Below are 12,704 nucleotides of genomic sequence, written 5' to 3'. Positions count from 1 at the left end.
AAAGCGAGTTGACTCGTTAAACAATCAGCTATGATGTTATATTTATTGAAGGAATTAATAACAAATGAAGAGAATACTAATAAACAGCAAAAGTGGTGAAGAAACAAGAATTGCCACATTAAATAATGGTAAACTAATAGATCTAAATATTGAGAATGTTGATAGAGAACAAAAGAAAGCAAATATTTACAAAGGCTACATTTCAAGAATTGAGTCAAGCTTAAATGCTATATTTGTTAACTATGGTGAAGAAAAAAATGGTTTTTTACCGTTTAAAGAAGTATCAGAATATTATCTAAAAGATGTTCCAAATGGCGATAATATCGCCCCTTTGCTTTTAGAAGGACAAGAACTAATCGTTCAAATAGATAAAGAAGAGCGTGGCGATAAAGGTGCGGCATTGACTACATTTATCACCCTAGCTGGCTCCTATATGGTGTTACTACCAAACAATCATGATGGTGGCGGTATTTCTCGTCGTGTCGAAGGCGAAGATAGAGAAAGATTAAAAAAATATCTAAAGGAATTAAATATCCTAAAGAATATGAGCGTAATAGCAAGAACCGCCTGCGTTGAATGCTCTTTTGAAGAATTAAAACATGATTTTGATACTCTAGTTGAATTATGGGAATCTATTTCTCAAGCTTACCATAGAATCAAAAAACCCGCACTATTACATAAAGAAAGTGACATTATTGTAAGAACAATTAGAGATCATTTAAAAGAAGAGGTAAAAGAAATTATTGTTGATTCTAAAGAATGCTTTGAAGATGTCAAAAGACAACTTAGTTTACTTAGACAAAGCTTTGATATAAATAAAGTAAAACTATACAACGAAGAATTACCATTATTTGCTCAGTTTGGAATTGATCAACAAATAGAAAATGCCTATAAAAGAGAAATTCGCCTACCATCTGGTGGTTCTATCGTAATAGATACTACAGAAGCACTTGTAGCAATAGATGTAAACTCATCTCGCGCTAACAAAGCTGAAGATGTAGAAACTACAGCGTTTAAAACTAACCTAGAGGCTGCAGAAGAAGTCGCTCGTCAACTTAGAATCAGAGACTTAGGTGGTCTTGTTATAGTTGACTTTATTGATATGTCTTTCTACCCAAATCGAAAACAAGTTGAAGAAAAACTAATGGAAGCGCTACAACAAGATAGAGCGCGTATCCAAATGTCACGCATTTCTAAACTTGGCCTGATTGAAATATCAAGACAACGCTTAAGTTCTTCAATTAACGAAAGCGTAATGCAAAAATGTCCACGTTGTGAAGGTCATGGTTTTATCAAAACTACTCAAGCTACAGCACTTACCATCCTGCGTAAAATCAGAGCAGAAGCTATCAAAGAAGATACTAATGAAATTCGTGTCCAAGTTCCTGTAGATATTGCTGCATATATTTTAAATGAGAAAAGAGACAGTATCGTTGAGATCGAGAGAATTTCTCAAGTTAAGGTTATGATTATCCCTAACTTTAATATGGAGTCACCAAAGTTTCAAATACAGAGAATCTGGGGCACTAGCTATAAATCAAATCGTACTAGTTCAGAATTAATAGAAGATGTTTATAATATTGAAATTCCTAAAGCTAGCAAGAAAAAAGTTGCTGCTGTTGATTTAAATAAAGCCATAGAAAATAAAACTACTAGTAGTACTCAAGAGCAAAAGCCACAAACTGACACCCAAATAAATATAGCTATACAAAATGATAAAAAACAAGATGCTGTAACTCAACAAGCTAAGAAAAAAGACTTCTTTACTAATCTATTTAGTAGAATATTTGCAACTGATTCTAAAGCTGCTGAACAAGCTAATAATCCAGCTCAAAAACAACAAAACAAAGAACAAAACTTCCAAAAGCAGCAAAAAAATAAGTCGCAAAAAGATCATAACCAGCGTAATGATAACAACAGTAACAATACCAATAATAGTAATGATAAAAACGAGCGTAATAAAAATAAATCAAACAATAATAAGTTTGATAAAAAATCAAATAACCACAACAACAGAAGCAATAATCTAAATCTAAATAATGCTGAAGAAGTTATTGATATTACGCAACTTAAGTATCAAAATCAAACAGCGGTTACAAAGACTGAGAATGTCAAAAAGGTGATTTCTAAGAATCCTGATGAGTTTATCTCTATAATGGTTAAAGATGTCTTAAAGAACTATGATAGTCTAAATGGTGATGGTGCTACAAAGATAGCTACCCAAGAGAAAATTAAAACTAACAAATACTTAAAGTTTGATACTGTATCTGTAGATACTGAAATAGCTCTACTTAACCAAGTAGCTAAATCAAATCAAACTATTGAAGTTGAGCAATTCTCAGCTGTAGCAGCTGAAGAATCTTTAAGTGTTGTTGATAAAGTAGATGATACAATAATACTAGAGGTTGTAGCAGAGCGAGAAAAGCCAGAAAAAGTACTTAGAGAAACTAATCGAGCTAGTCAAACTAAACCTAAAAAAGAAAAGCAAACTACTACAAAAAATAATAAAAAAGAAAAACCAGCTGAAAAAGGAACTAAACAAAATCAAGCTAAGCCTAAATATATAAATTATTCACCTGCAATTGATTTTGAATCTCAAGCACTAATATAGAATAAGGTTTTACAATGCTACAATATCCTCATATCGATCCAGTTGCATTGCAGCTTGGCCCTATAAAGATTCATTGGTATGGTTTGATGTATCTATTTGGTATCTTTGTTGGTTGGTACTTAACTAGATATAGAGCAAAAGTTAAACCGTGGGCTCCTATCAAACCAGAACAAGTTGGCGATTTGACATTTTATGTGGCACTAGGTGTCATTCTTGGTGGTAGGATTGGCTATATTATCTTCTATAATCTTCCTTATTATTTCCATAACCCATCACAAATGTTTTTCTTATGGGATGGTGGAATGTCATTCCATGGTGGATTTATTGGTGTACTTATAGCATTTGTACTATTTGCGCGTAAGATTGGTGTAAATTCCTTTGATTTAGGTGAGTTTGTTGCACCAGTTGTACCAATTGGCTTAGGCGCTGGTAGGATAGGTAATTTTATCAATGATGAACTTTGGGGCAAGGTTACAGACTCACTAATAAGCATGGTTTTTCCAACTGGTGGGCCACTACCAAGGTATCCATCACAGCTATTTGAGTTTTTCTTTGAGGGAGTTGTACTATTTACTGTTCTGTGGCTTGTTACTATCAAGCAAAGGCCGCGTTATCTTGTGCTTGGGCTTTTCATGCTTTTATATGGTTGCGCTAGGTTTATCTGTGAATTTTTTAGGCAGCCAGATCCACAATATGGTTACATATTTTTCAATTGGATGACTATGGGGCAAATACTATCAATTCCAATGATATTACTAGGAGCTGTAATCCTAATCGCGGTATTTATCAAAACAAGGAAACAATAAATGCGAGAATATCTAAATTTTCTTAAGTATATTAAAGAAGATGGTGTTTTAAAAGGTGATAGAACTGGCACTGGAACAAGAAGCATTTTTGGCTATCAGATGCATTTTGATCTTCAAAAAGGCTTCCCGCTAGTAACTACAAAAAAAATTCATATTCCTAGTGTTGTCCATGAGCTATTATGGTTTTTAAGTGGTAGCACAAATATTAAGTACCTTAATGATAACAAGGTTAGGATTTGGAATGAATGGGCAACAGTAGATGGCGAACTTGGTCCTATCTATGGCAAACAATGGCGTGATTTTAATGGTCAGGGTATAGATCAAATTGCTGAGGTAATTGAGATGCTAAAAACAAACCCAAATTCACGTAGAATTCTAGTTTCAGCTTGGAACCCATGTGTTGTACCATCAGAAAAAATATCTCCACAAGAAAATGTTGCAAAAGGTAATTCAGCCCTGCCGCCTTGTCATGCAATGTTTCAATTCTATGTCGCGGACAATAAACTATCATGTATGCTTACGCAAAGAAGTACTGATGCTTTTCTTGGAGTTCCATTTAATATTGCTAGCTATTCACTACTAACGTATATGGTTGCACAGCAATGTAATCTTGATGTTGACAAGTTCATCTGGTCAGGTGGTGATTGTCATATTTACAACAACCACATTGAGCAAGTTAATGAACAGCTTAGTCGTGAACCTTTAAATCTACCAATATTAAAGATTTTAAGAAAACCAAACTCTATCTTTGATTATAAATACGAAGATTTTGAGTTTGAAAACTATAACCATCACCCTGCCATCAGAGCAAAAATATCTGTATAAGAATATCAAAATGAGCCAGCTATCTCTTAATAAAAAGAAAATCTCCATTCTCCTCTTAGAAGGTATCCATCCAAATACTGTTGAATTGTTTAAGGTTTCAGGATACGAAAATATCAAATTACTAAATACAGCTCTTGAAGGACAAGAACTAGTAGATAAACTTAAAGATTTTAAAATTGTCGGCTTACGCTCACGTACACAATTGACAAAAGAAGTCCTTGAGCAATCTGAGCATCTTATAGCTATTGGTTGCTTTTGTATCAGTACTAACCAAGTAGATCTTAAAACTGCGCAGAGCTTAGGTATACAAGTTTTTAATACTCCGTTTTCAAACACTCGCAGTGTTGCTGAGCTTGTCTTAGCAGAAGCTATTTTGCTAATACGTAATGTAATCGACAAGAATGCTAAAGCTCATAGAGGAGAATGGCTTAAATTAGCTAATAATGCTAATGAAGTAAGAGGCAAGACTTTAGGAATTGTCGGTTATGGTCATATTGGTATGCAGCTTGGAATTTTAACAGAGAATATTGGTTTAAATGTGATATTTTATGATATTGAAGAGAAACTACTTTTAGGTAATGCTTGTCAAGTTGACAACTTAGCAACACTACTACAACAATCATATGTCGTTTCTCTACATGTGCCACAACTGCCAAGTACTGCAAATATGATATCAACCAAAGAATTCGCGCTTATGAAGCAAAATTCAGTTCTTATCAATGCTTCAAGAGGTAATGTAATAGATATCAATACTTTGGTTAATGCCCTAAAAAGCGCTAAGCTTAAAGGCGCAGCAATTGGTGTTTTCCCTAAAGAGCCATCATCAAAAGGTGAGATTTTTGAAAGTTCTTTGAGAGACCTTGATAATGTCTTTCTGACACCACATATAGGTGGTAGCACTATAGAAGCACAAGAAAATATTGTTACTGAAGTAAGTGCTAAATTAATCAAATATTCAGACAATGGTTCAACATTAAATGCGGTAAACTTCCCTGAATTATCTCTACTTAGTCATACAGAAACTCATCGAATCTTACATATTCATCAAAATATCCCTGGTATCATCAATGAGCTAAATAGAATTTTAGCGTCTAAAAATATTAATGTTGATGGTCAATATCTAAGAACATTAGAAAATATTGGTTATGTTGTTATGGATATTAAATCAAGCTCAGATCAGGCTAAAGATCTCATTGATGAATTTAAAAAAGTTAAAGCTACAATAAATGCTCGCTATTTAGTATAAATGTCTATAAGTAAAACTCTTATTTTAAATGAAATAAAAAAACTCTCTCCATCTCATATCATTATTGGTTATAGTGGCGGCATTGACTCAAGTGTTTTACTAAATATCAGCAAAGACTTAGATATTCCACTCATTGCAATTTATATTAATCATAATCTTCATCGTGACTCATTTAAATGGCAAATTCATTGTCAAAAAACTTGTGAAAGATATAATCTACAATTTATTAGTCACTCATTAGGTAAAGCTCCTAAAGGAGAAAATTTTGAGGCTTGGGCAAGTAAACAAAGAATGGCATTTTTTCAAAAAATAATGCAGCAATACCTTAAACCATTACTTTTACTAGGTCACCACCAAAATGACCAAGCTGAGACATTTTTGATTCAAGCAATACGCGGCTCTGGATTAGCGGGCTTAGCTGGTATACCGTATTATAAAAAACTACATCATGGAGACGTATTACGCCCATTACTAAACTATAACAAGATTGAAATTGAAGAGTTTGCCAAACTAAATAATATAGCACATATATATGATGATAGTAACGAGGATACAAAATACCGCAGGAATCTAATTCGTAATGAAATAATCCCAATATTACAACAAGTAAATCCAAATATTAGTCAAACCCTCTCTCGTAGTGCAAATATTTGTGCGGAAGGTAATAATGTTTTGCAGAAACTACTCGCAGAAAAATTACAATCAATATCTCAAAATACTACAATAATAATTAGTGAGTTAATAAAGTTAGATGATGATATTCAAAAAAGTCTGCTGCATCTTTGGTTTAAACAAAACACACAGCAAAGTCTTAAAAGCAAGCAAACAAAAGAGTTATATCTAGCTGTCAATAATCCCTCAACAGGTTGGAAAATCGATATAAATAACAACTGTCAAATTCATATACAATATAATCAGCTTATTATAAAGTATACAGCAACTGCCAAGGATGTAAGCAAAAAAGCTATCATAAGTTGGCTTAATGAAAATCTTAACAAACAAATTGATCTAACTGAGATAGTAATCCGTGATAAAAAACCTGATGATAAATGCAAATATTATAGCAGAAACAAGGCTAATAAACTTAAAAAACTCTTTCAAGAACTACAAATTCCTGCCACTGAAAGATCAAAAGCAAAAATAATTCTAAAAGATCAGCAAATAATTGCCGTTTATCCTTTTTTTGTTTGTGAGTAAGTTTTTTAACTACTTTAATTTCTTTATGACCAAAGGTAACAATATACCATATTATAATTGTCACTGCCAAGATAGCTATAATAGTAAATAACCCTTGAAATAATTGTGCCTTTGACTAGATCAAAATTATTAGGAGTATCTTGAAAAGCTGCTAAATTAGCAACCTTAGCGCCAAAATCCAGCGACACTTCCTGTAAAAAACATATATGATACTGCTAAGAAACCTGTATTTTTTTATTTTTATAGATATAACCTACGAAAAGTGCAATAGGATCTATAAATAATTCTGACACACCTAAGAAAGCTAAAGCAATGATGACAGGTAAAGCTATGTTGTCAAATCTATACTTGCTTTTAGCTACTATAAAGAATAAAAGAAAACACAGTAACTGAAATATAAAACCAAATGAGAACTTTATCATTCTGCCAAAATCATCATCAAGTAATTTTACTCTCTTCCAAATCCATGGAAGAATTAGACCACCAAACAAGATTGAAAGTGAATTCATTGAAGTAAAAGTACTCGCAGGAATATCAATACACTATAAGTATGTATCGACATTTCTATGTACAAAAATTTCTACTAACGTGCGTGTATAACTGCTCATCAAACACCCAAAAAACTATACCAAAAATATAAAAAGGCAATAGTGTAATTAATGATTTACATGTAGTAGCATCTGCTTTAATAAAAATGACCACAAAAGCTATTGCAGTAATATATGTACTGCTAATAGATAACCATCAAAAAGATATTCTAAAGCCAAGTAACTTAGAGTCAGTATTAACAATATGCTAAAAACTACAACTAAGTTAGCTGTTTAGATAAAGTTTTTTGTGGAAGAATATCTGGAATATATTTAGAACCTAGCATAAATATAGCTAAACCAAATATCATACCAATACCTGCAATACCAAATCCATAATACCAACCATAATAATGTGCTACTAAACCACATAGAATAGGTGCAAATATGCCACCAAAATTTCCACCTAAGTATAGTAATGTGAAAGCTGAATCTTTGTTTGGATCATAAGAATTATATTGTTTCCCTAACAAACAAGATACATTATTTTTGAAAAAACCATAACCACAAACTATAAATGCAATACCAAAATATAACTTGCTATCGCCATCAAAGCCAAGGGTAATATGACCAACAGATATAAGTACTGCACCATAAGTCACCGTTTTTTTTATAACCTAATACTACTCTCTATCTGCAACAATCCAACCAACTATGGTGACAAATATACCTAAGTTATATAGCTTCTGCTATAGCATACGATGTAGTATCATCGAGCTTAAGTTGATATACCAAATATATAATATCAAAAGAGCTCTCATACCATAGAAGCTAAATACTCCCACATATATATTGCAATAATGTACCATAAAGCTTTAGGATGTTTTTTTGATTAATAATTTTGTTGCATTGATTAACTAGTAAAATTAACGATAAATAAATTATAGATAAACAAGCATTTTAGTAAAAAGTTATATGTGGCTTTTTAAGGTAAATTTAGCCCTAGCTATTAAATATTCTCAAGTGTTATTAAAATACCAATAGTATCTAGTTATTCAAGCTATGTTAGTATAGAAGTAGCTAATACTACTAATACCAAAGGATAGAATTATGAAGCCTATAGTAAAAAAGATTTTTGTCTGTTATACTGCTTTGTTGATGCTATTTTCACAGTCACTAGTATGCACCGCGCTCTAACATTAGTTAAAAATAGCAACACCGTTTCCGGTAGAACTATGGAGTGGAGGCTTACCTGGAACTGGCAATTCATTTATGTGCCTAAGAGAAGTAAGCATTATCTAAATGCGCCAATGAATTTAAACTTAGCTACTCTTCTAAATACTCAATAATTGCTACTGGGCTTGTCAATGCTAATCAAGAATTTTTAGTTGATGGACAAAATGATCAAAGCCTTAGTATTAGTGCAAACTATATCCCAGGCTTTACCGAATATCAAAAAGTAACAAATACAGATAAAAAATATGCTTCTATAACTCAAATTAGTATATTACTCTTAAGCGAGTATGCCAATGTAGAGCAAGTTAAACAAGCTTTAAAACAATACAAAGTCTGGTCAGATAAAAGTACCATTATTAATGGTGTTGCTCCACAGTTACACTTTTTAATAACTAACAAACACAGTAAATAGCTATTCAGTAAAATACATAAAAGTAAAAGTAAGATTATATGATGTCAATTCAAATGTCAAAGTGACAAATGCCCCAACTTATGATTGGCACCTTATAAACTTGAGAAATTACTTAAATCTAAGTAACCAAACAACAACTAGAGTAAAAATAAGTGATTCCATTGATTCCTCACAAGGTAAAGATATCTAAGATATAAACTCACTCGGTCGAGGTAATGGCTTGTTAGGCTTACCTAGAGACTACTCGCCACCATCAAGATTTATCAAAAATGTAATATTGGATATTATGCTAACAATAAAGGTGATAATAATGAAAATCTCATTACTAAAGTTACTCATATCATTAATAATGTTGACATAGCTAAAGGAACAGTTACTAAAAAACTTGGAAATCAGACAATGTTTGATCATACTGCATTTAAAAGTAATAAAAGACCTTAACAACAATAAACTTTATATCAAAAGCTATAACTCACCTAATAATGCTGTAGAAATTGATTTAAATACACTAGATCAAAATAATCTAAGCGGTTTGCTATTGATATAGACAAATTACCCTACCTAATAATAACATATCAACTAATCTTATCAAGTAGCTAAGCTTTTTTTAGCTAAAAGACTGTCATAAACTTGCTGAATTCCTTCAGCTTCATTTTGAATCTTATACTTAGTAGTTACCAAATCATAGCCATTTTGAGCTATTTTGTACCTTAGTTGACTATCAGAAATTAGAATATCTAATTTATCTGAAATTTGCTGGCTTGATTTAGGTTCGACTAAATAAGCATTTTCATTATTTGCGATAATCTCTGGCCAAGCACCTAATTTAGTTGCAATTACAGCACATTTTGAAGCCATTGCTTCAAGAGCTGGTAAACCAAAACCCTCTTTGTGACTAGCACAAACGACAATATCTAAGGCTCTATACCAGCTAGGTATCTCATTGCTATCAGCTATAAAACCAGTAAAAATTATCTGCTTGTCTAAGCCAGCCTGTTTGACCTTTCGCTCTAGCTCTTTTTTAAAATTTAAATCTCTCGGTGTTGCCTCACCAATAACTACTGCCGTCCAATCAGGATATTTTTTTAAGGTTGCTATCATTGCTTCAATAAACTCTTGAGTTCCTTTAGATTTTCTAATTCTACCGAATATCCCTATACCATGTTTGCCAGGCATTTTTTTCTCTTGCCATTGTTGTTGCCTAACTTCAGTTGGATAAAAAACTTGGGTATTTACCCCATGAGGCACTATATAGGGTTTTTTCTCTAAGTACCCTGCAGATATCTCAGATGGACATATAACTGCTGCCATTCTATTTATATAAAACTTTGTAAGCTTCTTATGATTACGTTGTGCCACAGATGTGAAAACTATTATTATCTTATATCTGAAAAGATATTTTAATATTATGCCAACAAGCATATCTATATTTCTACGTGCATGCCAAATACGCCATTTATTACGCCAACATTTAAATAAGAAATCTCTAAATCTAATTTTCTTAATGTCTTTAGAGTCAATATTAAAGCCCATGCCAACTATATTTACTAATTTAGCTTGTACTGGAATAACAGCTAACATACTTGCATTAATTCCAGAAAATCTACGCCCTAGTGATAATGCTATAACTTCAACATCATTGATATTTTTAGTTTCCATAGTTTATTTTATATTATAAGATTTTATTACACTCATACTAAAACAAACTTATAATATTTACAAGCTAATCAAAACTTATAGCTAAAATCACGATAATACTCAAACAAAATAGTTATATAAATATTCTCTATTTTAAATGTTATAATACCTAGCATATCACTTACTTAGATATATTAATTTTTTATGATAGCTTTTAAAAAACTTAAAAATTTGTTTAGTTACAAAAAACCAATAATCAAAGAAAATACTTTTTTACTTTGGGAACCTTGTTCTCATAGTCATGCAGAAACTGTCCCTGGCTTTACAAAATATTTGCTTGATTTAGGCTACTATGTTTCAATACTTATCAATCCTAAAAGATATAAAGAAGGTCTTTTTTGTAGATTTGATAACCAAAATATTTCCTATAATAAACTATCTAAAAAACAGATTCGTAAATATTTTAAAAAAGACTCACTTGAAAATGTCGAAGGGCTCTTGATAACAACTATTAGTAAGCTATATGATGGTAAAGATTTAAATCAGGCATATGAATTTTTTAATAAGCAAGCTAATAAGCATAAACTCTTTTTTATCGAGCATGAGATTGATAGTTATATTGATAATAATTCTAACCCACGCAATGATATTATTACCTTAAGGTCTATGGATTACAAAAATGCTACCACAGTTCCAGTTAATCCTCATTATTTTGGAAAAGTTAAATTAAATTATAAAAATGAGCTTACAAAATTTATAACCATTGGTGCTTTATCAGAAAAGAGAAAAAGTACTAAATTACTCATAAATGCTGCAAAAGAACTTTTAGATAACGGTATTACAAACTTTAAAATCACAGTCATTGGTAAAGGAAATATAAAAGATTTGCCAGCTCAGTTACAAAGTTTTTTTTACATCAAGGGACGCCTAGACTTCAATCAAATGTATGATGAAATTGAAAAAGCTGATTTCATTCTCTCTGCTTATGAAGATAATCCTCAGCATAGAAAATACATCACATCTAAAACTAGTGGTACTTTTCAACTTGTTTATGGTTTTTTAAAGCCAATCATTATTAGAGAAAATTTTGCGGCTATAAATGGATTTAATCCAACTAATGCTATTTTATATTCACAAGATTCTCAATACAGTGATGCGATGATAAGAGCAATAAATATACCATCCGAAGAATATAGACAAATTCAACTAAATCTAAAACAATATACTAATCAATTATACTTAAATTCAAAAATTAACTTACAAAAATTAATCAAAGGATATATTACAAATGAATAAAATATCTGTGAATAAAATACCTATAGTTTTTACTTTTGATAAAAGAATTATTTTAGGTGCTGCTGTAGCTATCAAAAGCTTAATTGATAATGCTAAACAAACTACATCTTATGATATTTATGTTTACCACCCAGATATTGCATATAAAACTATTAAATACTTTGAAGAAATGTTATCTAATACTAATCATAGTATTAGCTTTTACCATATCAATAAATCCAGATTTAAAGATGCTCCTATTAATAAGGGCGGTAGTTGGACTGAGATAGTATATTATAGACTTCTAACACCTGAACTATTACCACAATATGATAAAGCAATATATATTGATGTAGATGTTTTGTTTAAAAAAGATTTAAGTGAGGTTTTCAACATTGACATATCAGGATATGAATGTGCTGCTGTCCCTGTAGAACTAAACAGTGATAAGATGATTTGCCATAAATACTTTCCTGAAAATAAAAATAAATATATCTATATTTCAAGTTTTTTAGTTATGAATCTAAAATTAATGCGAGAAGAAAAAACCGTACAAAAATTTCTAGAAGTTATAAGTTCTTTTAACAAAAGACTAAAGTTTTTTGACTTAGATACATTAAATATTGCTTGTGATAGATTTTATGATTTACCTTTCTCATACGGTACTTTTCAGAGTATTTTCTATAAAGAAGATGTTACAAAGGCTAGAGAATATCCATTTTTAAAGGATATTTATAGTATCAAAGAAATTGAAAAAGCTAAGAAAGAAACTGTATTTATCCACTATGCAGGTAAACCTGGTAAACCATGGTGAATGAAAAAACCATATATAGATTATCTAGAATATATTAATAAAATCCCTAAAAAACTCAAGAAGTATACTTTTAGAGATATAAGAAAAAAACTTTTAAGTAAACACTAAATAAATACT

General features: G+C 31.1%; 9 protein-coding genes and 2 pseudogenes. 8 read left to right on the top strand and 3 right to left on the bottom strand.

All coding sequences use genetic code 11. The features are described 5' to 3' along the window. The first annotated feature begins 64 nt into the window (after positions 1–64). From C9379_RS00295 to tilS, 5 genes and pseudogenes are all read left to right on the top strand, one after another. The gene (locus C9379_RS00295) at positions 65–2,611 is read left to right on the top strand and encodes an Rne/Rng family ribonuclease (RefSeq protein ID WP_143385158.1); all 2,547 of its coding nucleotides are present in this window, start codon (positions 65–67) and stop codon (positions 2,609–2,611) included. A 14-nt stretch (positions 2,612–2,625) separates the two neighbouring features. After that, positions 2,626–3,433 (top strand): annotated as a pseudogene (gene lgt / locus C9379_RS00290) (prolipoprotein diacylglyceryl transferase). Beyond that, entirely contained in the window at positions 3,418–4,242 is an 825-nt protein-coding gene (locus C9379_RS00285; protein ID WP_143385159.1) for a thymidylate synthase, read from the top strand. Before lgt ends, C9379_RS00285 begins: the two are co-directional and overlap by 16 nt. A gap of 10 nt (positions 4,243–4,252) precedes the next feature. Further along, positions 4,253–5,488, top strand: coding sequence for a phosphoglycerate dehydrogenase (serA, locus tag C9379_RS00280; protein WP_143385160.1), 1,236 nt, complete (start codon positions 4,253–4,255; stop codon positions 5,486–5,488). Continuing rightward, the gene (gene tilS / locus C9379_RS00275) at positions 5,489–6,685 is read left to right on the top strand and encodes a tRNA lysidine(34) synthetase TilS (RefSeq protein ID WP_143385161.1); all 1,197 of its coding nucleotides are present in this window, start codon (positions 5,489–5,491) and stop codon (positions 6,683–6,685) included. Between the two features lie 215 nt (positions 6,686–6,900). Here tilS and C9379_RS00270 read toward each other — a convergent pair whose 3' ends face one another. Continuing rightward, positions 6,901–7,194, bottom strand: coding sequence for a hypothetical protein (locus C9379_RS00270; RefSeq protein WP_143385162.1), 294 nt, complete (start codon positions 7,192–7,194; stop codon positions 6,901–6,903). A 299-nt stretch (positions 7,195–7,493) separates the two neighbouring features. Further along, complete coding sequence (locus C9379_RS00265) at positions 7,494–7,874, bottom strand: POT-type proton-dependent oligopeptide transporter (RefSeq protein WP_318263411.1); 381 nt, start codon at positions 7,872–7,874, stop codon at positions 7,494–7,496. A gap of 448 nt (positions 7,875–8,322) precedes the next feature. On the opposite strand from C9379_RS00265, the pseudogene C9379_RS00260 reads away from it, so the two are divergent. After that, positions 8,323–9,456 (top strand): annotated as a pseudogene (locus tag C9379_RS00260) (linear amide C-N hydrolase). On the opposite strand, the gene C9379_RS00255 reads toward C9379_RS00260, so the two are convergent. Beyond that, positions 9,449–10,519, bottom strand: coding sequence for a glycosyltransferase family 4 protein (locus C9379_RS00255; RefSeq protein ID WP_143385163.1), 1,071 nt, complete (start codon positions 10,517–10,519; stop codon positions 9,449–9,451). The pseudogene C9379_RS00260 and the gene C9379_RS00255 sit on opposite strands and share 8 nt — an antisense overlap. A 183-nt stretch (positions 10,520–10,702) precedes the next feature. On the opposite strand from C9379_RS00255, the gene C9379_RS00250 reads away from it, so the two are divergent. Together C9379_RS00250 and C9379_RS00245 are read left to right on the top strand one after the other, a co-directional pair. After that, positions 10,703–11,794 carry a glycosyltransferase family protein gene (locus tag C9379_RS00250; protein ID WP_143385164.1) on the top strand — a complete coding sequence of 364 codons (1,092 nt, stop codon included), beginning with the start codon at positions 10,703–10,705 and terminating at the stop codon, positions 11,792–11,794. Then, positions 11,787–12,587, top strand: a complete 801-nt coding sequence (locus tag C9379_RS00245; RefSeq protein WP_318263412.1) for a glycosyltransferase family 8 protein — start codon at positions 11,787–11,789, stop codon at positions 12,585–12,587. The genes C9379_RS00250 and C9379_RS00245 overlap by 8 nt, the downstream gene beginning before the upstream one ends. Positions 12,588–12,704 lie beyond the last annotated feature (117 nt).

Source organism: Francisella-like endosymbiont (assembly GCF_003069505.1).
In the GTDB taxonomy this organism is placed as follows: Bacteria; Pseudomonadota; Gammaproteobacteria; order Francisellales; family Francisellaceae; genus Francisella.
Note: the sequence above shows the minus strand (reverse complement) of the source record. Positions and strands in the feature narration are given on the sequence as shown.